Origin of the sequence: Halobaculum marinum (assembly GCF_029338555.1) — an archaeon.
GTDB classification, from domain to species: Archaea; Halobacteriota; Halobacteria; order Halobacteriales; family Haloferacaceae; genus Halobaculum; species Halobaculum marinum.
Genome location: NZ_CP119989.1, coordinates 1,244,497 through 1,270,309 on the forward strand (window position 1 = coordinate 1,244,497; position 25,813 = coordinate 1,270,309).

General features: G+C 65.5%; 21 protein-coding genes. 11 read left to right on the forward strand and 10 right to left on the reverse strand.

Going from position 1 to position 25,813, the window contains the following annotated elements; genetic code table 11:
• Position 1 precedes the first annotated feature (1 nt).
• The 4 genes from P0R32_RS06410 to P0R32_RS06425 all read right to left on the reverse strand — a co-directional run bounded on the left by P0R32_RS06410 (position 2) and on the right by P0R32_RS06425 (position 5,525).
• Complete coding sequence (locus tag P0R32_RS06410; protein ID WP_276239122.1) at positions 2-403, reverse strand: NUDIX hydrolase; 402 nt, start codon at positions 401-403, stop codon at positions 2-4.
• A gap of 54 nt (positions 404-457) precedes the next feature.
• Positions 458-1,642: a bifunctional sugar-1-phosphate nucleotidylyltransferase/acetyltransferase gene (gene glmU, locus P0R32_RS06415; protein WP_276239123.1), complete on the reverse strand. Its 1,185-nt coding sequence runs from the start codon at positions 1,640-1,642 to the stop codon at positions 458-460.
• A 30-nt stretch (positions 1,643-1,672) separates the two neighbouring features.
• The gene (glmM, locus tag P0R32_RS06420) at positions 1,673-3,022 is read right to left on the reverse strand and encodes a phosphoglucosamine mutase (RefSeq protein ID WP_276239124.1); all 1,350 of its coding nucleotides are present in this window, start codon (positions 3,020-3,022) and stop codon (positions 1,673-1,675) included.
• A gap of 676 nt (positions 3,023-3,698) precedes the next feature.
• On the reverse strand, positions 3,699-5,525 hold the full coding sequence (locus P0R32_RS06425) for a flavin-containing monooxygenase (protein WP_276239125.1): 1,827 nt from the start codon (positions 5,523-5,525) through the stop codon (positions 3,699-3,701).
• 401 nt (positions 5,526-5,926) lie between these two features.
• Between P0R32_RS06425 and P0R32_RS06430 the strand changes: the two genes are divergently transcribed.
• The 4 genes from P0R32_RS06430 to P0R32_RS06445 are packed head-to-tail and all read left to right on the forward strand — an operon-like array spanning position 5,927 to position 10,367.
• Entirely contained in the window at positions 5,927-6,577 is a 651-nt protein-coding gene (locus tag P0R32_RS06430) for a DUF998 domain-containing protein (RefSeq protein ID WP_276239126.1), read from the forward strand.
• A 5-nt stretch (positions 6,578-6,582) separates the two neighbouring features.
• Entirely contained in the window at positions 6,583-8,559 is a 1,977-nt protein-coding gene (locus P0R32_RS06435; RefSeq protein ID WP_276239127.1) for a serine hydrolase domain-containing protein, read from the forward strand.
• 58 nt (positions 8,560-8,617) lie between these two features.
• Entirely contained in the window at positions 8,618-9,502 is an 885-nt protein-coding gene (locus P0R32_RS06440) for a CPBP family intramembrane glutamic endopeptidase (protein WP_276239128.1), read from the forward strand.
• A gap of 55 nt (positions 9,503-9,557) precedes the next feature.
• Positions 9,558-10,367 (forward strand): CPBP family intramembrane glutamic endopeptidase, encoded by an 810-nt coding sequence (locus tag P0R32_RS06445; protein ID WP_276239129.1) that lies wholly within the window; start codon positions 9,558-9,560, stop codon positions 10,365-10,367.
• Positions 10,368-10,512: 145 nt separating this feature from the next.
• Here the strand turns inward: P0R32_RS06445 and P0R32_RS06450 are convergent, their stop codons facing one another.
• The gene (locus P0R32_RS06450; protein WP_276239130.1) at positions 10,513-11,433 is read right to left on the reverse strand and encodes a hypothetical protein; all 921 of its coding nucleotides are present in this window, start codon (positions 11,431-11,433) and stop codon (positions 10,513-10,515) included.
• Between the two features lie 280 nt (positions 11,434-11,713).
• Between P0R32_RS06450 and P0R32_RS06455 the strand changes: the two genes are divergently transcribed.
• The 3 genes from P0R32_RS06455 to P0R32_RS06465 all read left to right on the forward strand — a co-directional run bounded on the left by P0R32_RS06455 (position 11,714) and on the right by P0R32_RS06465 (position 14,994).
• Entirely contained in the window at positions 11,714-12,526 is an 813-nt protein-coding gene (locus P0R32_RS06455; RefSeq protein WP_276239131.1) for a type II CAAX endopeptidase family protein, read from the forward strand.
• A 291-nt stretch (positions 12,527-12,817) separates the two neighbouring features.
• Complete coding sequence (locus tag P0R32_RS06460) at positions 12,818-14,125, forward strand: MFS transporter (RefSeq protein ID WP_276239132.1); 1,308 nt, start codon at positions 12,818-12,820, stop codon at positions 14,123-14,125.
• Entirely contained in the window at positions 14,122-14,994 is an 873-nt protein-coding gene (locus P0R32_RS06465; protein WP_276239133.1) for a DUF8173 domain-containing protein, read from the forward strand. The genes P0R32_RS06460 and P0R32_RS06465 overlap by 4 nt, the downstream gene beginning before the upstream one ends.
• Positions 14,995-15,090: 96 nt before the next feature.
• On the opposite strand, the gene P0R32_RS06470 is transcribed toward P0R32_RS06465, so the two are convergent.
• Positions 15,091-16,488 (reverse strand): alpha/beta hydrolase, encoded by a 1,398-nt coding sequence (locus P0R32_RS06470; RefSeq protein WP_276239134.1) that lies wholly within the window; start codon positions 16,486-16,488, stop codon positions 15,091-15,093.
• Between the two features lie 242 nt (positions 16,489-16,730).
• Here P0R32_RS06470 and P0R32_RS06475 point away from each other — a divergent pair, with 242 nt between their 5' ends.
• Complete coding sequence (locus P0R32_RS06475; protein WP_276239135.1) at positions 16,731-17,339, forward strand: TetR/AcrR family transcriptional regulator; 609 nt, start codon at positions 16,731-16,733, stop codon at positions 17,337-17,339.
• A gap of 21 nt (positions 17,340-17,360) precedes the next feature.
• Here P0R32_RS06475 and P0R32_RS06480 read toward each other — a convergent pair whose 3' ends face one another.
• A complete protein-coding gene (locus tag P0R32_RS06480; RefSeq protein WP_276239136.1) occupies positions 17,361-18,134 on the reverse strand; it encodes an alpha/beta fold hydrolase in 774 nt (257 codons plus the stop codon).
• Positions 18,135-18,348: 214 nt separating this feature from the next.
• Here P0R32_RS06480 and P0R32_RS06485 point away from each other — a divergent pair, with 214 nt between their 5' ends.
• Positions 18,349-19,236 carry a type II CAAX endopeptidase family protein gene (locus P0R32_RS06485; protein WP_276239137.1) on the forward strand — a complete coding sequence of 296 codons (888 nt, stop codon included), beginning with the start codon at positions 18,349-18,351 and terminating at the stop codon, positions 19,234-19,236.
• A 60-nt stretch (positions 19,237-19,296) separates the two neighbouring features.
• Here the strand turns inward: P0R32_RS06485 and P0R32_RS06490 are convergent, their stop codons facing one another.
• The 3 genes from P0R32_RS06490 to P0R32_RS06500 all read right to left on the reverse strand — a co-directional run bounded on the left by P0R32_RS06490 (position 19,297) and on the right by P0R32_RS06500 (position 23,746).
• The gene (locus P0R32_RS06490; protein WP_276239138.1) at positions 19,297-20,958 is read right to left on the reverse strand and encodes an acetate--CoA ligase; all 1,662 of its coding nucleotides are present in this window, start codon (positions 20,956-20,958) and stop codon (positions 19,297-19,299) included.
• A gap of 79 nt (positions 20,959-21,037) precedes the next feature.
• Positions 21,038-22,714: an ATP-binding protein gene (locus P0R32_RS06495; protein ID WP_276239139.1), complete on the reverse strand. Its 1,677-nt coding sequence runs from the start codon at positions 22,712-22,714 to the stop codon at positions 21,038-21,040.
• A 255-nt stretch (positions 22,715-22,969) separates the two neighbouring features.
• Positions 22,970-23,746: a CPBP family glutamic-type intramembrane protease gene (locus P0R32_RS06500; RefSeq protein ID WP_276239140.1), complete on the reverse strand. Its 777-nt coding sequence runs from the start codon at positions 23,744-23,746 to the stop codon at positions 22,970-22,972.
• 431 nt (positions 23,747-24,177) lie between these two features.
• Here P0R32_RS06500 and P0R32_RS06505 point away from each other — a divergent pair, with 431 nt between their 5' ends.
• A complete protein-coding gene (locus tag P0R32_RS06505) occupies positions 24,178-24,594 on the forward strand; it encodes a carboxymuconolactone decarboxylase family protein (protein ID WP_276239141.1) in 417 nt (138 codons plus the stop codon).
• A gap of 200 nt (positions 24,595-24,794) precedes the next feature.
• Positions 24,795-25,805 (forward strand): phosphotransferase family protein, encoded by a 1,011-nt coding sequence (locus P0R32_RS06510; protein ID WP_276239142.1) that lies wholly within the window; start codon positions 24,795-24,797, stop codon positions 25,803-25,805.
• The last annotated feature ends 8 nt before the right edge of the window (positions 25,806-25,813 follow it).

Below are 25,813 nucleotides of genomic sequence, written 5' to 3' on the forward strand. Positions count from 1 at the left end.
TTCAGTCGTCCGCTCTGACCGCCCGCGCGGTCGCCGTCGCCTGTGGATCGCTCAACCGGTCACAGGCGGGCCCGCTCGCGATCCACTCCGCGTCGGTGTGTTCGTCGCTCAGCGTGACGGGCGTTGTGTCGCTCGTACACCGGTAGTACACCGCGAACCGGTCACGGCCGGACCGGTTCTGCCACGCCGTCGCCTCGATCGGGTTGTGAACCGAGACGTCCAGTCCGGTCTCCTCGTCGATCTCCCGGGCGAGACAGTCTCGAACCGTCTCGTTCCTTCGGATGCGTCCACCTGGCAGTTCCCAGCCGTCGTCGCTGGCTCGACGGACGACGAGGACGGTCCCGTCGGGTCGACGGATCACGCCGCGGATACTGATCGTCGCTTCGAGGAACTGCTCGTCCATACACCACGCTGTGGGCACTGTAGGGTCAACCTACCGGTACTGCACTCCCGGCCGTCACCTGTCCCGGAGCACCGTCTCACCGGGGCCGACACGCGCGCCGCTCGACAGCGTGACGCCGGCGTTGATGGTGCAGTTGATGCCGGTTTTGACCCCGTCGCCGCAGACGATTCCGAACTTCCGCCGGCCGGTGCTGATCCGCTCGCCCTTGACGGTGAGTTCGACCGGCTCGTCGTCGTGTCTGAGGTTCGCGACGGCCGTCCCGGCCCCGAGGTTCACGTCCCGGCCGAGGATACTGTCGCCGAGGTAGGTGAGGTGGGGCACCGCCGAGTCGCGCATCACGACGCTGTTCTTCAGCTCCACCGCGTGGCCGGCCCGCGAATCGGGTCCGAGCGCCGTCGACCCACGGACGTAGGCGTTCGGCCCGACGTGTGCACCCTCGCCCACGTACGTCGGTCCCTCGATGACGACGCCGGGTTCGACGGTCGCGCCCGCCTCGACGACGACGGTACCCCGCAGGTCCGCGTCGGGCGAGACGTCGCCGTCGATACGGCGGTCGAGTTCTGCGAGTTTCCATTCGTTCGCGGCCAGCAGTTCCCACGGCCGCCCCACGTCGAGCCAGCGGTCGAAGGGGACTGCGGTCACGTCGTCTGTCTCGCAGGTGCGCTGGAGGACGTCCGTGAGTTCCCGTTCGCCACGGTCGCTCTCGCCGACGGCGAGCCAGTCCAACGCCGCCGCGGGGAACACGTACGCTCCCGTGTTCACGAGGTTCGACTGGGGATCGGCCGGCTTCTCCTCGACCGCACGGACCCGTCCATCCTCGATCCGCAACACGCCGTACGCGGACGGGTTGTCCACCCGGAACGAGCCGACGGCCGGTCCCGACGTGTACAGTTTCGCGAGGGAGGCTTCGTCGTAGAGGACGTCCCCGTTCAGGACGGCGAACGGCTCCGCGTCGAGTTCGGGCGCGGCGGTCCGGACGGCGTCGGCCGTCCCTCGAAGTTCGTCTTGGTCCACGGTCGTGACCGGAACGTCCCAGTCCCGGTCGGCGAGTGCGGTCCGGATCGAGTCGGCCTCGTGGCCGACGACCACGACGAGACGACTCGCACCCGCGGCGATCGCGTGTTCGAGACAGTGGACCACGAGGGGCTTGCCGGCGACCGGCAACATCGGCTTCGGGGCGTTATCGGTCAAGGGCCCCATTCGAGCTCCCTTGCCGGCTGCCAGCACAACGGTTTGCACGACCGATCGCTCCGGAGGAGTACTGAAAAACTATTCCGTCGAGGCGGGGGCGGTCTCGGCTTCGACGAAGTCGAGCGCTCGGTCGAGGAGACGGTCGGTGGCGGCCGAATCGCGAGCCTCCGCTGTCACCCGGATCTTCGCCTCCGTACCCGACGGCCGGATCAGGAACCACCCCTCGTCGGTGTCGACGCGCACGCCGTCGAGCGTCGACACGTCGTCGTAGGTCCGGCGAACGGCGGCGGCGATCCGCTCCATCGCTGCGTCCTTCTCGGCCGTCTCGACGACCGTGCGCCGGAGCGGATAGCGCTCGATGCGCCCCAGCCGGTCGGACAGCGGTTCCGCGGCGACGAGGGCGGCGAGTTTGACCGCCGCGAGCGGGCCGTCCGGACACAGCGTCTCCTCGGGAAAGATCCACGCACCCGACGGTTCGCCGCCGAAGACGACATCGTCGTCTCTGGCTCGGTCGGCGACGTACACGTCCCCGACCTTGGTGTGGACGAGCTCGATACCGACCTCAGCGAGCGCGTCCGTGACGGCGAGACTCGTGTCGACGGGTGCGGCAACACGGTCGCCCGCGCTCCCCACCTCCAGTCCGAAGATCGCGAGGAGCATGTCGCCGGGGACGAACTCACCCTCGTCCGTGACCGCCATCATCCGGTCGGCGTCGCCGTCGTGTGCGATCCCGAGGTCCGCACCGACGGCGTCGACGGTGGCGGCGAGCGTCGTACACGTCTGTGCCGTGGGTTCGCTCGGCCGGCCGGGGAAGCGGCCGTCTTGCTGCGCGTTGATCGTCTCGACGTCAGCACCCAGTTCGAAGAGCGCGTCGGCGGCGACCCCGCCCATTCCGTTGCCCAGATCGACGACGACGGACAGCGACGACAGCGACACGTCCGCGGCGGCGGCGTCGGTGCGCCCCGTCTCGACGAGCGTCTGTTCGTGGTGGTCGGTCGCGCCGGCCCACGACTCGTGACTCCCCTGCCCCGTCCAGTCGGCGAGCGCGTACGCCTCGGATTCGATCGACTCCTCTATCTCGGTCTGCTGGTCGGGGGAGAAGGCCTGTCCCGAGGGGGTCCACAGTTTGAACCCGTTGTCCTGCGGGGGGTTGTGCGACGCCGTGACCACGACGCCGGCGTCGGCCGACCGGTCCGCGATCGATCGGGCGACCGTCGGCGTGGCGGCGCGCCCGACGTCGACCACGTCCGCGCCGGTCTCCCGCAGGCCGGCCATCAGGGCTGCCTGTAGCGTCTCACCCGTCTCCCGGGCGTCGCGCCCGACGACCACACAGTCCGTATCAGCCCCGACCGCACGCCCGATGGACAGTGCGACGTCGGCAGTGACCGCGTGCCCGACGCGGCCCCGGACCCCGCTCGTTCCAAACATACTGATACCATCGAACGGATGCTAATGGTTCCACCGGAGGGACCCGGCGCGCTCGGACACCGTCGGTCCAGAGACGACAGGGGTCCTGCAAGAAGAGCGCTACAGCCGGAGTTGTTGGACGGTCGTCTCGGCCGAACCCAACCTGTCTCCGTCCGCAGCGGCGACGAGGACCCGATTTTACCCCGTTCGATAGCGACTGTCTCCGTGTCGGTGCCGTCCTCGACGCCGAAGAGCATCCTGTCGACAGGCGCTCGGATCACGGCCCAGTTGCCCGTCGTCGACCATGCTCGTGGTCTGTGAGATAGCGGTCGAGTGCTGATTCTGGGTCGAGTGGTTCCAGCGACATCGTCGGTTGGTTGCGACCCCTCGGAAACCTTCTCGTCTGGACCCACCAGATCGGCCGCCTCATACCCTCCAATAGGAACTATTCGACGATCGAACAGGAGCCTGCAGCGCCCATCGCTTCTCTCTGCGGTGTGCATCGACCGGCTAGCGCGTACGTTGGCCCGAAGCCAAGCACACCACCCAGGCTGATTTGAACAATACAGGGCGCGTATCTCGCGCAGAATTCTCTCCCAATTCGATCAGATCGGATCGGTCAGTACAGAGGGTATAACCAACAAAGTACGGGGAAGGGGCATCGCCTGTCAGGCGACCGTCCTTGGGAGTGCGGCCGCTAGATCCCCTCGTGGTGGACCTCCTGCCTGTCGTACACTGGCGTGGGGATCTCCTCATAGCGTGCCTTCAGCTGCAGCGCCAGATACAGCGAGTAGTGGCGTGACTGGTGCAGGTTGCCACCGTGGAACCACAGTTGTTCCACCTGCGTCGGCTTCCACATGTTGCGCTCCTCGCCCTCCCACGGTCCGGGGTCTTTGGGCGTGTCTGAGCCGAGCCCCCAGACCTTCCCCGCCTGCCGCGCCGTCTCCTCATCGATCAGGTCGGCCACCCAGTGGTTCATCGAGCCGTACCCCGTGGCGTACACGACAAGGTCGGCGGGGAGTTCGGTGCCATCTTCCAGCAGGATCGCATCCTCGGTGAACTCGGTTACCTGCCCATTGGCCACATCGATCTCTCCGTCGATGATGAGCTGGCTGGCGCCGGTGTCGATGTAGTAGCCCGAGCCACGGCGGAGGTACTTCATGAACAGCCCCGAGTCGTCGGGCCCAAAGTCGATCATGAAGCCGGCGTCCTCGAGCGCATCGTAAAAGTCGGCGTCGATCTCCCGCATCTTGTCGTATTTGGGTTTTTCGAACTCGTTCATGATGCGGTACGGGACGGATGCGAAGATCATGTCCGCCCGGTGGGTGTCGATGCCGTTCTCGACGGCCCGCTCGGAGTACAGATCACCGAGTCCGTGCTCCAGCAGTGTGTCCGTCTTGACGACGTGCGTCGATGACCGCTGCACCATCGTCACGTCCGCGCCGACCTCCCAGAGCCCCTCACAGATGTCGTGGGCCGAGTTGTTCGAGCCCACCACTACCACGGACTTGCCCTCGTACTTCTCGTCGGGGCCGGGGTGCTCGGATGAGTGGTGTATCTCGCCGTTGAAGCGCTCCTCGCCGGAGAGGTCGGGGACGTTGGGCTTGCCGCTCATGCCCGTCGCCATCACGAGCTCCTCTGGGCGCAGCACGAGATCCTCACCGTCGCGGTTGACCTCGACCTCCCAGGTGCCTGTCTCCTCGTCGTACTGTGCATTGGTGGCCTCGGTGTTCGACCAGTAGTTCAGCTCCATCACCTTCGTGTACATCTCCAGCCAATCGCCGAGCTTGTCCTTCGGTGAGAACACCGGCCAGTTTTTGGGGAACTTGATGTACGGGAGGTGGTCGTACCAGACGGGGTCGTGCAGCGCGAGCCCCTTGTACCGGTTGCGCCAGGAGTCGCCCGGCCGGTCGTTCTTCTCGAGGATGATCGTGGGCACGCCGAGTTGGCGGAGCCGTGCACCGAGTGCGATGCCGCCCTGTCCCCCACCGACGATCACAGTGTGCGGCTGTTCGGTGTACCCCAGGTTCTCCAGCTCCTCCTCACGGCGCTCTGTCCACGTTTTGCGGTCTGCGTCCGCAACCGGCTCTGCGCCTATCGGTCGGTCTCTGCCCTTGGGCTCCTCATGCCCCTTCAGCTCCGTCAGTGCGGTCAGGAAGGTCCACGCACCGCCATCTTTCAGCCGGACGACACCCTCACCACGACCCACCTCGGTCTCGAAGGTGAACCAGGCGGTGATGATCCCATCTTCCTCCTCCGCCGGCTCGCTCAGCTCGAAGTCCGACGGACCGGTGTGCGCGAGTGTCTCCTCGAGCATGTCCTCGACGCCGCTGGGATTCTCCACCGTCTTGATGTTCCAGGTAAACGCGACCAGGTCGCGCCAGTAGCTCTCCGCACAGAACATCTCCGCCGCAGCGGCGGCATCCTCTCGGCGCATCGCATCCTCGAGATCCTCCAAGTACGCCTGTGCCGTCTCGGTCGCATGGTCGATGTCGCCATCGGACAGCTGCTCTGGCGAGCTCATCGGCCCACCTCCTCCGCTGCGGTGGTCGCCACAGCGGGTGTCGGTACCGATTCTAGTTCAGGCTGACCGGTTTGATCATAAAAGATCATCCTATTCTTGAAGTGTTGCTCCCTTTCCTTAATGATTATTCCTAATATTTGCCATCAACACCGGCTCAATTGCGGGGTTTGGACTGTGACGGTGGAGATCGTACGAGCTTGAACCAGATCACGCCGTCGAAATCGTATTCGGTCGCGATGACCAGGGTCGACAGGCTATTTCAGCGGTTGTGGACCGTCCGGTATGACCAGCACAACCACACACCACTTCGTTCGTATTTGCCCGCTGTTGGTTCTCATTCGTCGGGAAGGGTCAGTTCGGCCTATTCTCTCAGTCAACGAATGTGTATCCGTGAACGGAAAATGAGCCAACTCGAATCCACAGCAGAGCCGGTGTTCTCGATTCGCGGCGTGACGTTCGCGCCCCGAACACTGGCGGGTATCTTCTTTTTCGCACTCGCTGCACAGTTCATGACTGTCATCATGCTCGCGGCCGCGATGGTGCCTGGATACGATTTCCGCGCGGCTGCGATCAGTGACCTCGGGGTATTCCCGGAGACGGCACTCTTGTTCAACGGCTCACTCGTCGTTGTCGGCGTGTTCAATCTCCTCGGTGGGTACTTCTTCTACCGAACCCACGGGAAGCGCTGGCTGCTGGCCATCTTCGCGTTGGCGGGCATCGGTGCCGTCGGTGCTGGCCTCTTCCCGCTGGACACCGGTGGACTGCACGGCCTCGCCGCGTTGCTCGCGTTCGTGTTCTTCAACGTGCAGGCCATCGGGAGCGCGACTCGCCTTGATGGCGTCATGCGGGCACTGGCGGTTCTCGCCGGCGGGCTGGGACTCGTCTTCGTGGTGTTGATGGCCCTCGGTGATGGTGGGAACACCGCCGCATTCGGACCCATCGGTCACGGTGGGACTGAGCGGATGATCGTCTACCCGGTGATGCTCTGGCTGGTCGCCTTCGGCGGCTATTTACTCAGTGAGAGCGGCCACGGGACCGTCTCCACTCGGTAGGTCGAATGTTCGACCAACGAATACGGCTCATCGGCTCAGTCGCACTCGTCGTCGCACTCTTGAGTGCGCCGCTCACCGTGACTGCCACCCCGACGACGGGCCCGACTGCGACTCCGTCAGCCTACGCGTCTACGTCGGTCGAACAGGTCGACCCGACTACTCTGACGGAGACGGAGGCGTGGTTCGACGAGACGATGGCCCGCCAGTTGGAGGACCACCGCGTCCCGGGTGCGGCCGTCGTCCTCGTCAGCGACGGCGAGGTGGTTCTCGCGAAGGGCTACGGGTACGCAGACGTCGAATCGCAGCGCCCTGTCGACGCAACCGAGACGGTGTTCAGCATCGGCTCGACTGGGAAGCTCATCACGTGGACGGCCGTGATGCAGGGCGTCGAGGACGGTCGGCTCGAACTCGACCGCGACGTGAACGACTACCTGACCGACTCGAGCGTCACGGTCCCTGACACCTACTCCGAGCCGGTCACACTCGAACACCTCGGCACCCATTCAGCCGGCTTCGAGGACAGCTTCGCGGGGATGGTCACTGACGACCCGAGCGAGATACGGCCGATGGAAGAGATTCTAGCCGAACACCGCCCCGCGCGCGTCCGCCCGCCGGGTGAGTTCGTCGCGTACTCGAACTACGGGACGGCGCTTGCGGGCCACGTCCTCGCCGAGCAGTCCGACACGACGTTCACCGAGTACGCCGACGAACGTATCTTCACGCCGCTGGAGATGGCCAACACCACCTACGCCCAGCCACTCCCTGACGAGTTGGAGCCCCGACGTGCAATCGGGTACACCTCCCAGGACGGCGAGTACCTGGCCCACGACCCCGTGATTTGGACACTCCCGCCCGAGGGCGGGTCGCTCCGCACGACCGCGGGCGACATGGGGGCGTTCATGATCGCCCATCTCAACGAGGGGCGGTACGGCTCCGAACGCGTCCTCGAGGCAGAGACGGTCCACGAGATGCACCGCAGACACTTCACGAAATCCGAGGCGGTGCCGGAGCTGAACGGGATGGCGTACGGCTTCATCGAGATGGACCGCAACGGTGAGACCATCGTCGGCCACTGGGGTGACACGCCCCGGTTCAAGAGTGTGCTCGCGCTCTACCCCGAGCGTGACACCGGGTTGTTCGTCGTCTACAACGCTCCCGGCGGCCAGGCCGCCCGGTTCGAACTTCTCCAAGCGTTCACCGACCGGTACTACCCCGAATCGGACACACCAGCTGTCGACCCGCCGAACGGTGCTGCCGAACGAGCGCGCGAACTGGCCGGTGACTACCGCTCCCTGACGGTTTCTGAATCGTCGTGGGAGCGTGTCCTCGGCGTGATGACGCGGACCTTCACTGTCGAGGCCACCGACGAGGGGTACCTGACGACTACCGCTGTGGCGGACGACACTCGTCGGTGGGTCGAACGCCGTCCAGGGGTGTACGACGAAGTCGGCGGGAGCGACATGCTGGTCTTCCGACTCGACGAGGACGGCGACGCGACCCACATGTTCCGACACTCCTTCGGCCCGAGCACGTACGAACGCGTGCCGTGGTACGAGCGACTCACCGTGATCCAAGCTGGCCTCGGTGTCGGTGTCGTGGCCTTCCTCTCTGGCTTACTACGCTGGCTCGGTGAGCCGGTGTGGCGACGATTGCGAGGTGGTAGCGTCGGGAGCGACCGTGAACGGGCTGCCCGCTGGCTCTTGGGAACGGTGAGTCTACTCTGGGTTATCGTGCTGGTGATCTTCCTGATGGCCTGGATCAACTTCAACGCGGAGGCCGCCTCTCCATCGTTGGCACTGCGGGCAGGCAAGGTGCTCCGATACGTAGCGCTCGCTGGGACGGTCGGTGCTGTCGTCGTGACCGGAATCGCGTGGCGAGACGGCTTCTGGACTCGCTGGGGTCGGCTGCACTACTCGGTAGTGACCGCGCTCGCACTCCTGTTCGCTTGGCAGTTGTCCCTGCTCGGCATCCTACCCCTCTAGCGATCGAGGCAAGACACATGATCTCAACACCAGCAATCGGCCGTCGGAGTCTCGAACGATGAGACAGCAGGTCCGCAGGCTCATCGACGGCCATCCGGTCGCGGTGTTCTTCGCACTCGCCTACGCAATCTCCTGGCTGGCGTGGCTCGGCCCAATCCTCGGGCTGTCCGAGCCGATCAGCACCCTCGGGTTCGTCGTCGGAGGCTTCGGCCCAGCACTCGCGGCCCTCGTCGTCACGTGGCTCGGACGCGATTCGGTCCGGGCGTGGGCTCGCCAGATCGTCGACTGGCGCGTCGCACCACGGTGGTACGTCGCCGCGCTCACCATCCCGTTGGTGGTCGTCGCACTCACGAGCGTCGGCCTCAGCGTCGCAGGCATGTCCGTCGACCCCGGACTCCTCCCCGACCGCGTCTCGCTCGTCCTCGTCTCGTTCGTCTCTATCGCGCTCGTCGGCGGCGGGAACGAAGAACCCGGCTGGCGGGGACTCGCGCTCCCGAAGCTCCAGGAACAGTACGCACCAGTGTCAGCGACCCTCATCCTCGGCGTCGTTTGGGCGCTGTGGCACCTTCCGCTGCTGGCGACCGGTCCCACGACGTTCCACGGACTCGCGGAGTTCGTCGACGTCGCGCCGTCGGTCGGCGTTCGCATCCTGAACATCGTCGGGGTCGCGTTCATCCTGACGTGGATCTACAACGAGACCGGAAGTGTCCTGCTCGCAATCCTGGCGCACACGGGGTTCAACACGGCCAACAGCACGCTCGTCCCGCTCCCAATCGACGTCATCAGTGCCGGCGACTCCACGACCATCCTCGTCGTCACGACAATCGCTCTCTGGACGGTTGTCGCCGTGCTGTTCGTCATCACCCGCGGTCAGTTCGGGTACGAGGCCGCGTCTCATGCAGCAACGACGCCGACGTCAGATCAGAGTTCGGAGGTCCACTAATGGCGCAAGAAGACAGTTTCACAACTCCTTTGCCGACCGGTAGAGTCGACAGCCCATGCCTCCGACTGCGAACGGCCGTTCCTTTGGCGACCGGTTCGGTGTGGCCCTGCTGTTGGGTCTGCCGGGAATCGTGGCGCTCGTCGGCTACATCTACTTCACGACGCCGGCAAGCGCCGTCCCCGCCGGCCTGTCGCTTCCACTTCTCGCCCTCGTTTCGGCTATCAATCCACTGTTGCTTCTCGTCGTCGCGTGTCTGCTCGGGGCCTACGCAGCGCCGCGAGTGGGCTTTCAGTCGTACATCGTCGACCAGCGGGTGAGTGGCAGTGAGATCTATCAACGGCTCCGGAACGATGTCAGAGTAGCTGTCGGAACCGGCATCGTCGGGGGCGTCCTGATCGTCGTCCTCGACGCGGTCATGATGCCCTTGGTCGCCCAAGACCTGCCGCAGTCAGTCATCGGAGCGACGAGGCCAACCGTGTTGAACGTCTTCGCGTACGTCCCCGTCCGGTTCCTCTACGGTGGACTCACCGAGGAGCTCATGCTCCGGTTCGGGCTCATGTCGGTGCTCGTGCTCGTCGGGTGGCGCATCACTGGCCGCCGGGCAGATGGCCCGCAACCGCCCGTCATCTGGGCCGCAATCGTCGTCGCAGCCGTGCTGTTCGGTCTGGGTCACCTCCCGGCGCTCGCTCAATCGGTCGCGCTCACCCCAGCACTGGTCGCGCGGACTGTCCTCCTGAACGCGGTCGCTGGTGTCATCTTCGGGTGGCTCTACTGGCGACGGAGCCTCGAGGCCGCGATGGTGGCACACGCCTCGTTTCACGTCCCCCTCGTCGCCCTCTCGCTCGTCCAGGTTACGCTGCTCTGACGGTCCCTCGCAGGAGGGAAAACCGAGACGGGGAGGCTCCCACACTCGCACGACGTTCGGGAGACGCCGTCGGAAGGACGAGTCCTCCTGCGTGCTGACGACGACGGTTCGACCTACCGTCGAATCGACGGCGACTGCTCGACACCTATTCGTGCCCGTTGCCGTCGGTGTTACTCGCCGAGAGGAAACGGAGGATGTGCTCGCGGAGTCGATCTGTCGCGAGCGACCCAGTGACGTGGCCGTTGTCTAGGACGGACAGCGACATCCCGTCGTAGGACGGACGCTGGCGGTCGAACTCGATGATGCGGTCGTACCGGGCGAGCAGCGGGGCACAGTTGTCCGCCTCGACGGCCCTGAACGCTTCCTCGAAGTCGAGTACGTCACGGAGGTGATCCGGCTGTCGCTGCGCAGTTCCGGCGGTCATCTTCCGATAGACGGACGAGAGGAACAGCTCCCCCAGCGCGGCCCCGGCGAAGATCGGGATGTACTGGTCGACGGTGTCGAAGCAGGCACGGTGGAGGTTGACAGCCCAGCCACCGAGGCTGATGCCCGATGCGAGAACCGGGCTACTCGTTCGCTCGCTCGCCTCCTCCGCGAGTGCGTCGATGAGGCCCACCGAGGCGGCAAGCATCCCGACGAATGATTCGAGATCACCCATCGCCCGGGCGTAGTCCATGTTCGACCCGTCGTGGAACGGTGCCCTGACGACCACGAGGTTGGCCGGAATCGCCTCGTCGCTCGCGACGAACAGCCGTCGAAACGAGTTCGAACTGAACCGGCCGAAGTCGAACGGTCGCTCGCCGCTCCCGTGGTGATAGATGAGCGTCGGATAGTCCGGGCCACGCCACTGCCAGGGCATGTACGCCGCCTCGAACGCGCCGACCGGTGTGTCGACGGTGACGGTGCGCTCTCCAGCGCGACCGAGGTCGTCGACGCTGGCATCCGTCTCGCTCGCCACCTCCACGAGCGGGCGCGAGTCGAGCGACCGGGAGAAGAACGTTGCATCACGCAGGAGGAGTGCACTCAGTTGGACTGTCCCAACGTCGAGGAGTTCGTGAACATTCATTTTCGAGTCTTCGACTCTCTGTTCTTGTAGTTCCCCCTCCCTACGTCGAGTTCTCCCCTGAGGCAGTCGACCGGATGACGACGGGCACACCACTGGTGTCGTGGTCGGGAGGGGGTGAGGGCACTGTCTCCCGTTAACCAGGTCTTGCTTCGGTGCGGTGAGAACTATCCTCCGAGGTTACGCCTCGGCTCATCGTACGGTACACATGAGCACATCAACCCCACAAGTACGTGCGGACGATGCTATCGAAACCTCCGCTGGTGGTTTCGGACGTTGGTGGGTGTACCTCGCCGTCGCAGTGGGGGGGACGTGGGCGTTCTGGCTGCCAGCGATCGCTCTCGGCGTTCGGTTCGACAGCGCCGTCGGGCTCGTGTTGCTCCTCGTCGGTCTCGCCGTCCCCGGCGTGGCCGGTATCGTCTTCGTCTACCTCGTCTACGACGAACGCGGACGGGCCGACTTCTGGAACCGCGTCGTCAATCCCCGACGCGTTGGCCTTCGATGGCTCGCCGTGATTCTGCTGGTCCCCCTCGGTGTCGCCGTTCTCGCTGGCGTCGTGGATCTGCTCCTCGGCGGAACCGGTCCAACGTGGGGAGCGGGCGTAACCCAGTTCAGCGTGAACCCTCTCGCCATCCTCCCTGCGTTGTTCTTCGCGACCCTTCCCCCCATCCTCGAAGAGTTAGGGTGGCGAGGGTACGCACTCGACCGACTACAGCTGAAGTGGTCGGCGTTGAGCGCGAGCCTGGTCCTCGGCGTCGTCTGGGCGCTCTGGCACTTGCCCCTGTTCTTCGTCGAGGGGACGTACCAACACGATTCGGTTGGGTTTGCGACGACGAGCTTCTGGTTGTTCATGGCCGGAATCGTCGCGCTCTCGTTGGCGTTCACGTGGATCTACAACAACACGGAACGCAGCATCCTCGGCATCGTCGTCCTGCACGGTTGGGTAAACTCCACCGCCGAATTCATCGTGGTCCCGGACCCGGCCTACTACGGGCTCTGGTTCGTGCTCGCTGCGGCAATCGTCGCGATCTGGGGAGCCAAGACCATGACGGCCGCCGACGAAGTGCCTCACCCGCCACTTCCGACCGACACGTAGCCCAGTCGTCGTGGTGCTGGACGGACTCACACTGTGTCACCAGTCGGCGCTCCACCCCACTACTCGCGGGGTCCGGCCGCTCGTAGCTGGTTCGTTTGGGTATCCCTCGGAGCCACAGGAAGCGATTCGAGCGATCACTGTCGGTACTGGTACTTCCTGTGAGCCACTATCTGGAGACGCTCACCCACCTGCTATCGTGATGTTTGAAGGTGCGCAGGAACAGGGTATCCGACTGTCTTCGACGCCGTAATTAATGGCCGTTCGTGAGTACATCAGGTCAGGACGACCCACATGGAGTTGACTGCACACATTCGAGAGCGCCGATGGCTACCGGTGGCGGGGTACGGTCTCTTCGTCGCCCTGATGGTCGCCGGGTACTACTACAACATCACGTTCGTCCAATTGGGCCTCATCGACCTCGGGACGCGTCTCGTCGGAATGTCCGAGACTGCCGTCTCGATGTGGATGGCGGCGTTGGCGCTCGTGACACTCGTCGTCGCAGTCGTGACTGGCGTGACGATGGACCGACGCGGGTGGAGTACGGACCTCCGAACGAAGCTCCGACTCCTGTTCGGCGTCGTCTGTCTCCAGTTCGCGCTCACGTTCGTCGCCCCAATGATCCGGACCGTCCCCGCGTTCGGCGCGTGGATCGTCCTCGCGTCGATCGGCCTTGGTGTCGGATTTCCCGTCTCGTTCTCTCTCGCTATCGACCTCGTGCCGGTTCCGGACCGAGGGTACGTCGCCGCGGCGATCACAGCGATTGCGTACTTTTTCGCGAATGCGATCCCACTCGACTGGTCAGTCGACGTCTTCAGTCAGGTAATGGTCGCCGCGATGGTCCCAGGGATCGTCGTGCTGGCCGGCGTCTCGTTTGTCCGCGTTGACAGTCTCGATGCGATCCTCGACGCCCTCGGGGAGCAACACGAGAGGTACGGTACTGGGCGGTTCTGTCACAGCGAGCAGATTCGGGCACGAAGTGTCGCGTTCGTCGTTCCGGTCGTCCTGATGTTCGGCGTGTTCTTCATCGACAGCCTCGGGTTTCTCCGGATAATCGACACACCATCGCTCCTCCTGAGTTCCTGGCAGTCGCCGGAGTTCTCGACGCGCCTGTTCATCGCCGTGGCACACGTCGTCGGCGCGGTGATGGCTGGCGTCATCTACGCGAACTACTCGATCTCTCGGATCTTCCTCTGGACGTTCGCGCTGTTCGCCCTGACACACGTCATGTACACGTCGGACCTGCGAATCGCCCAACTGTTCCCCGCAGTTGCGAGCGGCGGCACTTCACCCCTGAATCCCGCCCTGTACGCGGTGGCAGTGAGCTTCTACACGACGCTGAACTTCGCGCTCTGGCCTGACCTCTCCACGCCCGAAACGATCGGCACCCACTCTGCAATCGGGGTCGGCGTCGCCGGGTGGCTCGCCACGTTCTCGAGCACCGCGCTCGCACTGTACTTCCAGGAGTCAGAACTCACGCTCCTCTCTCACCTGAACGTGGTACAGGCGCTCTCGCTCCTCCTTTTGTTCGGACTCGCCGTCGGTCTGTACGCGAAACGGATGGTCACACTCGCGCGCGAGAACAGCGGGGCAGGCGTATGAGCCCGACGGAAGCCATCCCGCTGCTCATCGTCGTGCTGCTGCTGGCCTCTATCGGAGGGGGCGACGTCGGGGAGATGTCCGTGACGTTCCAGGGCGAGCACGACGTGGATTCGCTCTCGGACGTCCACGTGGTCGCCGGTGGAACGACTACCGTCCCCGTGAACGAGACCGTCGACGGCGACGTCTACGTGATCGGCGGGACTGCAGCAATCGACGGCACCATCGACGGGGACGTGACGCTCCTCAACGGGAATCTCTCGGTCCGTGACGGCGCGACTGTGACAGGGACGCTCCAGACATTCTCGGGGTCCGCGACGATCAGTTCCGACGCGTCGGTCGGTCGGGTCTCGCAGTTCGAGCCCCCGACCCCGTCGGAGTCTCCCACTCGGCAGGTCGTGGGAGTGCTCCTCCAGTTCCTCGTCCTCGGCGCGTTCGGGTTGTGGCTCGTCGTGCGACACCCACTCGCCATCGAGAACGTCGGCGCGGCCATCACCGAGCACACAGTGGTCAGCGGTGTCGTCGGGAGCCTCGGCGCGACGACTCTTCTCGTTCTGTTCGTCTATATGGCGTTCACCCTCATCCTGATCCCAGTCGCCCTCGTCGGACTCGTGGCCGAGTTTCTCGTCATTCTCTACGGCCAGGCCGTATTCGGGTACATCGTCGGGACACGACTCCCGATCGAGCGCGACGACATCGCGACGGTCGTTGGTGTCGCCGTGTTCCTCCTCGCCTTCGAACTCCTCGGGTTCGTGCCGTACCTCGGGGGGATTGCACAGCTCACAGTCGCAGCGGTCGGCTTCGGTGCCGTCCTGAACACGTACTTCGGTCTGCAGCGGTTCGACCCCGTCACGATCCCGGGGGGGAACTAAGCGTATCCACAGCGCTCCAAGACACACTTCGGTCGGGGGTCGTACTCTTACAGAACGTCTCGAAATCGGCGTATCAGCGGACCCGACGGATCGGTCTCACTGACCGGTCTCCAGAGCACCCTTCACGAACTCCTGGAACTCGTCGGTTCGCATCGCCCGGAGTGTGACGCCGAAGTGGCCACAGTCCCACTCCAGTCGGTTCGACTCGGGGACGCCCCACCGATCGAGCGTGTCACTCGTCGTCGAATACTGGGTCATCTCGTCGACGAGCCCACCGACGGCGAAGATCCGATCGGCAGGAATTCCCGGCGTTTCAGGCGCGTTGAGCAGGGGATCGAGCTCCGACAGCAGCGCCGGTGTCCACCCCTCGTCTCGGAGCGCGCCGCTCACTCCCAAAATCTCGGTTAGTGAACTCTCGAAGAGGAGCTCGCCGATATCTGCAGAGGCGGCAACCGGAATGGCGACGTCGGGTCGCATGTGCTCGGGCCACGTCCCCGCGTGTGCCGCGACGAACATCGCGACGATGCCGCCGAGACTGAGGCCGCCGACGCCGACCGTCGGTGCCCCGCGGGAGCGAGCCCAGTCGATGACGACGGCTGTCTCTATCGCTTGAGTCGCGTACAACTCGATTGCGCTCACCGGCATCCTGGCGAGGTACGGTTCTCCCGTGTACCAGCCTGGTATCTCGCGTCGACCGTGCCACGGCGGAATCGGGAGCACGACGCGATACCCGGACGGCGCGAGTTCTCGCCCAACGTACTCCTCTTCGGTCCAGTACTCGATGGAGTCACAGGCCATCGCCAGTCCGGTTCCGTAGACGAGTGTCGGCAAGGGCGCGTCCGGTGGTGCGTCGGACGGTTCGTACACTCGCGCGTACGCCGTGTCGTCCACGTACGGCGATGGCGACGGGAACCGAACGAGGTACTCTCGGGTGTCTGGGCCTCGCATGGTCGCCGACTGCGCTATCTCGGGAACCTCCTCTGGCGGTGCGTAGACTTCCGCGGGGGTCAGCGACCCCCACTCTGCGATCGTCGTCTCCGGGTCGGGGACGTCGAAGTCCACGATGTCGACGAGGTCGTTCTTCGACGCGAACTTGAACGTCTTCTGCGGCGACACCCACGCGGCGCCAGCCGCACGTCGCTCCTTCTCGAGCCTCGTTCGTTCGTCGATCGATCGCTGTCGGTCTCCCCAGAACACGTCGTCCCACTCGGCAGTAACCGACTCGTATCGAGACTTCGCGTCGTCGTGTTTCTCGAGTGCGCGGGCGATCTTCGACGTGAGGGAGTCGTCGATCGGGTTGGTCACGCCGAGTTCTTCCAGGAACCGGTCTACGTCGGTTCCGGCGACATCGGCGGCGGCGCGGGCTCGCAACACGCCGAACTCCCGGTCGACGGTCGCTATCTTCACTCGCTCGAACAATCGAGACTGGAACAGGACTCCGAGTGGCGACGCGATCACTTGGTGTGTGAGTGGTGTAGAAAGTTGCTCTGTCATATCCAGCGATTCGGAAGCCGATTATATGAATCTTCTCTTGATTCTATTCATATAGGGGTCGTACTCTGATTTGGATAGTTCCTATTACTCGGCCACTGAGGCATCTGGAAGCCCTCAAAACAGGAAAGAATTATATGAATAGTCTTCCACCCTATTCACAGCAGTCTGTGTGATGATCGTGACGAACGACACTCTCCGAATTGTCGTGGAACCGTCTTGGGAACTATCGGCCGTCAGCAGAGGTGGGTGACAGCGTGCCAAAATTCACCGACGAACGACGCAGTGAGATCAGACGAACGCTTCTCGACGTCGGCGCAGAACAGTTTGCAGACCGCGGACTCGAGGAGACAGCAATCGCTGATCTCACGGGAGAGGCTGGGATAGCGACCGGCACCTTCTACTCGTTTTTCGACTCGAAAGAGGAGTTGCTCGCCGCGATACTTCGGCGAGAAGCCGAGCACGTCTATGCAGACCTCCGGGTCGTGTTGAAAGAAAACGAGGACGACCCCGAAACTGCGCTCCGGCAGTTCGTGCGTGTCGCCGGGGATGCGCTCGTGACCACTCCGCTCTTCAGGAAGACGATTTCCCGGGAGGACCGTGCTCGATTGGTAGAGGAACTGCCCGACACAGACATCCTCGAGAGTCACCGAGAGAAACGAGACATTCTGGTTCCGTACATCGAGCAGTGGCAGCAAGCGGGGCGCATCACCGACGGGGACGTCGATACGATCGCTTCGGGTATCCTCTACATCGCAACTCTCGCTCTTCGTCGCGACGAGATTGGGGACGCTCGCTATCCCACTGTTAGGGACTGTTTGATCGACTGGATGGTTGCTGGGCTGTGTACGTAGTGGAGAGGACGTAGCAGGAAGTTACGCTCCGTTCTGTTCGCAGCAGGTCTCGGCGAACCGTCGAACGTGTTCTGTGTAGGCTCGCGGTCGTTCGAGATTGACAGTGTGCCCAGCGTCGGCGACCACCTCCGTGCTGACCCGCGGGACGTCGTCGCGTCGGTCGCTGGCAGCCGGACGATTGAGACGGTCGTCGGCACCGTTCAACAGCAGCACCGGTCCCGGATACGTCGAGAGGCGATCGCTGAGCGAAAACCCGACGAGCGCTCGACCGGATTGCCCCCACGCGTCGAGCGAGATGCCGGCGTCTACGATCGCAGTAGCTTGCTGGTCAGTTATCGGGCGCGACTGCAACCGGTCATGCATGGAAGCTACGAACCGATTGCGAATCCACCGACTCCGGGCCCCAAGTCTGAACAGGAGACTGCTGACGGCTGTTTTCAATCCGAGCCACCCGTGGTATTCAGCACTACTCCCCGAGAGGACGAGACCGCTCACTCGATCCGGGTTACGGGCTGCGACCTCGCTTGCCACGTATCCCCCCAACGACTGACCGACGAGGACGACACACTCTGCGTCCGTTTCGGCGAGGTGGCGTTCGACGGTTTCGACAGCGACAGGAAAATCGAACCGTTCGCTCACTCGTCCCCCGTGACCGGGGAGGTCGGGTGCGACTACTCGAAAGTCGTCCGAGAGGGCTTCGAGTTGGGGCTGCCAGAGTTTCCGGGAGATACCGGCGCCGTGGATGAACACGATCATCGGCGCGCCCGGCGGCCCCATCCTATCGACACTGTCCATTCGTCAGACGGTTGCAGCCGTCTACAATTATATTCTCTGATACGTTCGCCGAGAGACGGCTACCATCTGTGGTTTCCCGCATCTCGCTCCTTGTTCACACGCACGTTCGGTCTCGACAGAATCCCAAGCGTGGTCACTCCGTCGTTCTCGGAGCATCGGACCGAGGTCGCGTGTTTATCATGTCGACAGGAAATCGTGTGCTGGGTATTCAACCGTGTCCTCGATTCAGTCGTTCGTCCGTCGACACCGCTTCTCCACGTTCGTCACGCTCACGTTCGTCCTGACGTGGCTCCCGTGGCTGACAGTCGCGTGGATGCTGCAGACGGGGCGACCGCCAGTCGTGACGGCGCTCGTCCTGTTCGGCGGCTTCGGGCCATTTCTTGCGGCCGTCCTCGTGGCCGCGGCTGGCGGCGATCTCCGGTCGTGGCTCCAGAATCTCGTCGACGTCGGCGCGCCAGTCGGTGTCTGGGTAGCCGCCATCCTCGTTCCCGTCGGCCTCTACGTGGTCGCTCTCGAAGTGTTTCTGCTCGCCGGTGGCGGCTTCGACCGTGCGAGCGTACTTCCGGCAGCCGCAGTTCCGGCGGTCGTCTTCGCGACGTTCATCAGAGGGGGACTCGAGGAGCCCGGCTGGCGCGGGATGGCGCTCCCAGTCCTCCAGCGGTCGATCGGTGCGTTCTGGGCGAGCGTCGCCATCGGGGTCGTCTGGGCCCTCTGGCACGTCCCACTGTTCTTGATGCCAGGCAGTTCACAGGCGGGGACGTCGTTCTGGCTGTATGCACCGGTCGTCGTCGGGATCAGCGTCATCGCGACGTGGCTCTACAACGCCGCCGGTGGGCGTGTGCTTCTCCCAGTCGTCTTCCACACGCTCTCGAACGCCGTGTCCGTCACGACGGCTACCGGCGTGGTCGGTGACGAATTCGTCTCTCAGATCGGGCTTCTGATCGTCGTCTGGGCAGTCGTCGCGATTCTCGTCTGGCAGTACGGGACTGATCGGCTCTCCTCGAAGCCCCTCCCCACCGGCGGGCTCGAATTCGCGAGCCTCGGCGAGTCGAGCCGGTCGGAGATCCGGTTCGAGGACGTGCCCGGGGAGGAGCGAGCCTGACGAATCACAACTGCTGACTCACACGGGCACCTTCCGAACCGGCCTCCGGCTACCCACCGGCTACTCCTCGCCCTCCGTTGTCCGATCTCGCAGTTCGGTCCGTCGGATCTTCCCCGTCACCGTCTTCGGTAACTCGTCGACGAACTCGATCTCTCGGGGGTACTCGTGGGCCGCGAGTTCGGTCCGCACGTGCTGTTGGATGTCGGTCTTCAGCGACTCCGTGGGCTCGGACTCCGCGGTGAGGACGACGTACGCCTTCACTACGTTCCCGCGCTCGTCGTCCGGCTTGGGGACGACCGCGGCCTCCGCGACCGCCGGGTGCTCGCCGAGGGCGCTCTCGACCTCGAACGGGCCGATGCGGTAGCCCGAGGAGATGATCACGTCGTCCGCGCGGCCCTCGAACCAGAAGTAGCCGTCCTCGTCGACGTAGCCCAGATCCCCAGAGAGATACCAGTCGTTCACGAAGCAGTCGGCGGTCTGCTCTGGCTTGTTCCAGTACTCCGCGAAGAAGCACGGGAAGTCGCCGCGCTCGGCGATCACGCCCGTCTCGCCGGGGTCGAGCGGCTCCCCGGTGTCGGGGTCGACCACCGCCGCGGTGACGCCGGGGAGCGGCTTGCCCATGCTCCCCGGGCGCACCTCCATCGCGGGGTAGTTGTTGATCACCATGTTCCCCGTCTCCGTCTGCCCGTAGGTGTCGTGGATCGTCACGCCGAGGCGGTCGCGCCCCCACTCGACGACGCCCCCGCCGAGCGGTTCGCCGATGGAGAGGGCGTGCCGGAGGTCGAGCGACACGTCGTCGAACACCGCCTCGTTCGCACGGAACAGCCGGTACACCGTCGGCACCGAGAAGAAGACGCTGATCGGGTACTCGTCGAGGAGGCCGGCCCACGTCTCGGGGTCGAACTCCCCCTCGTAGGTGAACAGCGTCGCCCCCCAGAACCACGCCCCGAGCGTGTTGATCGGGCCGGTGAGCCAGCCGAGGTCGCCAGTGCTCCAGTAGCAGTCGCCCTCCTGGAGGTCGACGCTGTACGCCTGGGTCGCGGCGACCCCGGCGACCCACCGGTGTTTGTGGAGGACGCCCTTCGCGAGGCCGGTCGTCCCGCTGGTGTAGTAGAGGAGGGCGTCGTCCTCGCCGCCCGTCTCGGCCACCTCGTACTCCCGAGCGGCGTCGGCGACGGCGGCGTGGTAGCTCACGTCGCCGCGGCGAATCCCGGTCCCGTCGTCGCTGACGACGACGACGTGCTCGACCGACGGGGCGTCTTCGACGGCGCGAGCGACCGTCTCGCGGTTCTCCGGCGTCGTGAACACGAGTTTCGCGCTGCAGTCGTCGAGACGGTAGGAGATGCCGTCCGGGCCGAACCGCTCGTTGACGCTCCCCCACACGGCGCCGCGCTTCAGCGCCCCGACCATCGCCACGTAGTGCTCGGGAACCCGCGGCATGTACGAGAACACCCGGTCGCCGGCGTCGACGAGGTCGTCGAGCACGTTCGCGACGCGGTTCGACCGCTCGGCCAACTCCCAGTACGTGAGCGTCTCGCGCTCGCCGTCGACGCCGGCGTAGTACAGCGCGACCTTCGAGCGGTCGCCCGCGTGGCGGTCGACGGTCTCGTGGGCGATGTTCAGGCGCTCGGGCGCGTCCCAGTCGGCCTCCGCGTAGATGTCGTCCCACTCGAAGGAGTCGTAGGCGTCCTCGTACTCCGAGAGGTTGTGCTCCGTCACCATGGCACACGAGTCGTCGGCGCCCGGTATCACGTTTGAGGAGATTCCAACGCGCCGGAAGTTCCGGACGCTCGAGGCCGAATCACTCGTGGGGTCGGGCCCACGTCGCCGGCACGTCGCTGCCGCCCTCCACCGAGAGCCGCCCGTCGAAGCGCGCGAACGTCGGGTTCTGGACGAATCGACCGCCGAGCACCGCCTCCCCGAGGCCGAAGCCGGTCGCCTCCTCGAGGAGGCCCGTCGGGACGTGCGAGAAGATGCCCGCCAGCGTGGCGAGATCCGACCGCGAGTGCATTCGCATCAAGATCAGGTTCTCACACTGCGAGAGCGTGTTCTCCGCGAGTTTCGTCGGGCGCTGAGTCGACAACAGGAGGTACTGACCGTACTTGCGTCCCTCCGCGGCGATCCGGTTCACCGCCTCCGTCGAGATGGCGACCAACTCGTCGGCCGGGTCGCGTGGGCAGACGTTGTGTGCCTCGTCGACGACGACGAGCGTCGGCTCGCGCTCGGCGCGCCTGCTCCACAGGTCCGTCAAGACGGCGTTGGAGACGACGGCGCGCTCGGACGGGGTTCCGAGCGTCCCCACGTCGAGGACGAGACAGCGCCAGTCGTCGCCCGCGAGCGTGTCGAGCAGCGACGACTCGCCGCGCGAACACCACGTCTCCCAGTCGGCGATGCCGAGGTTCTCGATCCGCAGGCCGAGTTGCCGAGCCGCCTCGCTGTAGTCGCGTGCGATCGCCTGCCGGACCTCGTCCCACGAGTAGTCGCGGCCACCGAGTTGGTCGAGGATGTGCCAGAACGTGTTGAACTCCGCGCGGTCGGCAAGCGGGTGGAGCCCCACGGCGGTCGCCTGCTCCGTCCGGCTGAGGTCGCCGAAGCGCAGGCGCAACACCTCGTCGTCGTCGCCGGCGACGGCCGCCGGGCGGAACACTCGCAGTCCGGCCGTCGCCTCCCGGTAGCGCTCGGCGAGTCGGTCGTACGCGTCCGGCGAGAGGGGGTCGCGCCGGACGCGGTTGACCTCCTCGAGCGAGCGGAGTTGCCCGAGCGACGTGAAGTCGGAGTTGGGGTCGACGACGACGATCCGGAGGTCGGTCTCCAAGAGGAGTTGTTCGAGCACGATGCCGAGCGAGAACGTCTTTCCCGACCCAGACTGCCCACAGAGGAACGTGTGGCGGCTGAAGCCGGGCGCGTCGAGGCGGACGGTCGCCTCGCCGTCGACGTACAGCGCCCGGCCGATCGGGAGTCGCGCGTGTCGCTCCGACCCGGCGAGGTAGCGGTCGACCAGCGCCGCGTCGGCCCGTTCGATCGTCGCTCGGTGGAAGGTGTCTCCAGCGCCGGGTCGCTGGAAGCCGTCGGTCTCGACACGACCCAACAGCGTGCCGGTGCCCTCGAGCGCGGGGGCCTGGAGGCGGTCGCTGACCCCCGAGAGGTTCACCCCTTCGGGGACACCCGGGAGGTCGGCTACGTCGAGGTCGAGGCCGAGTTGGGCGCCCTCGCGGTGCACCACGGACTTCGTGACGACCTGTCCGAGGTAGGTGCGTTCGTCGGGCGTGTTCAGCGTTACGTACCCACCGACTGGCAGCGAGGCGGTGAGCGGCGCCTCGTACGCGAACGTCCGCCCGTCGACCGAGTACGCGATCTGTGCGACGTTCTGTGCTGCTTGGGCTTCCAAGGAGTCCCAGAACGCCCGTACGTCACCTCTGACGCTCGCGATCGTCCGTTCGTCCAGCCAGTCGTCCGCGCCGTCACCGCCGTCGTCCATGTGTTGGTCGTCTCCCCACAGCGACCGAGCGCGTCCTCCGCTCGCCGATGTAGAGTAGCAATTGACGTGGCCGGGACGGTTTGTTAGCGAGGCCGAATCCGTCTCGAAGGCCCCGGTAACCTCGGTCGCGTGTGTGGCCGCGGCGACTAGTACGCGGTCACTCGACACTCGCCGTCGACCCGACGGTCTCGACCTCGGGCTTTTGGACGATCACCACGCCCTGATCTCGCACCCCCGGTGGTGCGCGCGCACTCGTCACGGAGCGTCGTCCCGGACGACGAGTCGCTCGGTCGCCACGAACACTGCCAGCGCGACCACACCGGTCACGAGGACGGGGACGACGGGGCGACCGTAGCTGGCGAGTCGCTCACTCGCCGCGAGCGAGGCGACGACGCCGTAGAGGGCGAGCGCGTTGTGAAACGCGAGTGCGCCGTACACCGACCCACTCGCGGCGTACACGACGCTCGTGGCGACGCCGACGACCGTGAGGAGGACGACCATCTCGAGCGTGTCGAACGGTGGGCTGTGGGCGAAGTGGTAGGCGCCGAAGCAGACACTCGCGACGCCGAGTGACGCGACCCGCGCGACGGTGTCGGAGCCGCCGCTGCGACGGATCACCGCGGCGACGGTCCCGCCGACGACCACCCAGCACACGGTCACCTCTGCGATGGAGACGGGGAGTACCTGTGCGTAGACGTTCACCAGCACGACCGGGTCCGTCGTCGCCGGTCCTTGGAGGGTGAACACCCCGAGTCCGAGCGCGCCACCGACGAGGGCGGCGGCGACCGACCGCCGCCACCCGGGGAACCCGAGGTCGCGGCGGGAGACCGTCCCGGTGGCGACCGTCGCGCCGACGACGAGCGCGCCCGCGACGACCAGCGCGAGGACCGTCCCGACGAGGACGTTCGCGACGAGCGTGTACACGAGTCGGTCGAGCGTCGCGTCCGGGCGGAGCAGGGTCCGGATCCGTCCCTCGAGGAGCCACGTGAGCAGCGTCCACGCGGCGTACGTGCCGAGCGCAAGGCCGATCATACCGAGTGACGAGCGACCGGTAGCAAGCCGCCGCCGGAGCGAACCGGGGGCCCGAGAGCTGTCCGACACCGTACGCCCCGATTACCGTGAAGTGGAATCACACACCACCTCGACTCTCACCGGGTGGGAATCGCGAGGGTCGCGGGTAGCGACCGCAGAGACGTCGAGAGTGATGCGCACCGGGGACCCCCGCGCCGACGTGGCACTCCCCGACAGTCACCGTACCCGGGCCGACACGTCCACCCGTCGATGACGACCGAGTCGCGAGCAGGCTGCGGGTCGATCAACCGCTGTCGTGGTGTCTATCGGGAAACCGTTCCGAGCGTGGGGCCGACCGTACCGAAATCCCTCACGATTCATAACAAAGCCGGCGCGTCGCGTACGCTCTCACGGGTGACGGGGAGTCCCGTCACACACTGGAGGAACAACGCATGGCAACAACATCGGCGACAGACGCGTACGACCAGACGGTCGACGAGATAGAGGAGACGCTGGGTATCGTCCCGGGCTTCTTCGGCGACCTGAACCAAGACGACCTCGTGGACGAGTGGCCGACGTTCAAGCGGATGGCCCTCGCCGAGACGGAGATTCCGGCGAAGTACAAGGAGCTGATCAACCTCGCGGTCGCTGCCAACCTGAAGTGCCCCTACTGCATCCACTTCCACCGCGAGGCGGCGAAACTCCACGGCGCGACCGAGGGTGAACTGGCAGAGGTGTCGTTCCTGGCGGGGTACACACCGCGCTACAGCAGCATGATCCACGCCCAGGAGTACGACCTCGGCACCTTCAAGAACGAGTTCGGGCAGATCGCCGCCCACCTGCAGTCGCAGATGCCCGCGGACGACTAGACACCACCCACTCGTCGCCGCTGGCGGTCTTTTTCGATGGGCGCTCGACACGAGCCGACGGTCTCCCGCTTTCGCTCGCCACCCGACCGTCCCCCACCACTCAAGTCGCTCACGACGGCACGTCCTCGTGTGTCTGCACAGCACGTCGCCCATCGTTCCCGCATCGCCCATCGCCCTCGCCCCCTCCGGCCACAGTAACCGTGTTCGCCAGATCCGCCCTCGTCGACGCCGTCGAACGCGTCGTCTCGACAACGGTCACGGTCGTCGACCCTATCCGCGACGGGAAGAACCACAGCTACCGCGTCGCCGGCGTCGACGGGGACGAGTTCTTCCTCAAGGTCGGCACGCGCTTCCCCGACGCGTTCCCCGCCGAACCCGCCGCAGTCGACCTCGTTCGCGCCCGCACCGACGTGCCACTCCCGACCGTCCGCGGCACCGGTCGCGACCCGCTCGGCGTCCCCTACGCCGTGTTCGACTACGTCCCGGGCGTCGACGCGGACGGAGTCGCGTCGCTCCCGGATCGCGCGGCACGGCGACTCTGCCGGGAGGCCGGCGAACACCTCGCCGCGATACACCGGATCCGGTTCGACGCCGTCGGCGGCCTCGGCGTCGTCGACGGCGCGGTGGCCGTGACTCGCGAGCGTGACTACCGCACCTTGCTCGGCGCCTCGCTGGAGCGACAAGTGGAGGACCTTCGCGGCAGTCGGTTCGCTGACGTCTGCGACCGTGTCGCCGAAGCGGGCGCGGCGCTCGTCGACGACCTCGACCTCTCGGGCGTGTCGCCGGCGCTCGTCCACGGTGACTACCGACTCGACAATCTCCGGGTGGACCCAACCGCCGACCGCGTCACGGTCGCCGTCGTCGACTGGGAACTCCCGAGCACGGCAGACCCGCTGTGGGATGCCGTGATGGCCCTCGCCCTACTCACAGAGGGACACGACCTCTCGCCGACGCGCCGCCGCACCCTCCGAGCGGCGTTCCGCGACGGCTACGAGCACGACGGATCCGAGACCGAAAGCGCCGGGGCGTTTCCGACCGACGCCGCGGATCGACTGCTGGCGTACGAACTCCTCGCGCGAGCGCGACTGATGCGTCACCTCGACGCGGAACTCCCCGAGGCGAGCGAGCGCGTGCGAGACGCCCGGGCGCGCGAACACCGCGCGCTTCTGGACGACCTCCTCGACGGACACAGACGCCTCACCGGCGAGTGACTCCGCCG

Excerpts from the sequence above, each read along its gene's own strand:
- P0R32_RS06410 (WP_276239122.1), bottom strand. The coding sequence starts at position 403 with ATGGACGAGCAGTTCCTCGAAGCGACGATCAGTATCCGCGGCGTGATC.
- P0R32_RS06440 (WP_276239128.1), top strand. The coding sequence starts at position 8,618 with ATGAGACAGCAGGTCCGCAGGCTCATCGACGGCCATCCGGTCGCGGTG.
- P0R32_RS06495 (WP_276239139.1), bottom strand. The coding sequence starts at position 22,714 with ATGGACGACGGCGGTGACGGCGCGGACGACTGGCTGGACGAACGGACG.
- P0R32_RS06430 (WP_276239126.1), top strand. The coding sequence starts at position 5,927 with ATGAGCCAACTCGAATCCACAGCAGAGCCGGTGTTCTCGATTCGCGGC.
- P0R32_RS06500 (WP_276239140.1), bottom strand. The coding sequence starts at position 23,746 with ATGATCGGCCTTGCGCTCGGCACGTACGCCGCGTGGACGCTGCTCACG.
- glmM (WP_276239124.1), bottom strand. The coding sequence starts at position 3,022 with ATGTTTGGAACGAGCGGGGTCCGGGGCCGCGTCGGGCACGCGGTCACT.
- P0R32_RS06465 (WP_276239133.1), top strand. The coding sequence starts at position 14,122 with ATGAGCCCGACGGAAGCCATCCCGCTGCTCATCGTCGTGCTGCTGCTG.
- P0R32_RS06470 (WP_276239134.1), bottom strand. The coding sequence starts at position 16,488 with ATGACAGAGCAACTTTCTACACCACTCACACACCAAGTGATCGCGTCG.
- P0R32_RS06425 (WP_276239125.1), bottom strand. The coding sequence starts at position 5,525 with ATGAGCTCGCCAGAGCAGCTGTCCGATGGCGACATCGACCATGCGACC.
- P0R32_RS06435 (WP_276239127.1), top strand. The coding sequence starts at position 6,583 with ATGTTCGACCAACGAATACGGCTCATCGGCTCAGTCGCACTCGTCGTC.
- P0R32_RS06490 (WP_276239138.1), bottom strand. The coding sequence starts at position 20,958 with ATGGTGACGGAGCACAACCTCTCGGAGTACGAGGACGCCTACGACTCC.
- P0R32_RS06450 (WP_276239130.1), bottom strand. The coding sequence starts at position 11,433 with ATGAATGTTCACGAACTCCTCGACGTTGGGACAGTCCAACTGAGTGCA.
- P0R32_RS06505 (WP_276239141.1), top strand. The coding sequence starts at position 24,178 with ATGGCAACAACATCGGCGACAGACGCGTACGACCAGACGGTCGACGAG.
- P0R32_RS06480 (WP_276239136.1), bottom strand. The coding sequence starts at position 18,134 with ATGGACAGTGTCGATAGGATGGGGCCGCCGGGCGCGCCGATGATCGTG.
- P0R32_RS06445 (WP_276239129.1), top strand. The coding sequence starts at position 9,558 with ATGCCTCCGACTGCGAACGGCCGTTCCTTTGGCGACCGGTTCGGTGTG.
- P0R32_RS06460 (WP_276239132.1), top strand. The coding sequence starts at position 12,818 with ATGGAGTTGACTGCACACATTCGAGAGCGCCGATGGCTACCGGTGGCG.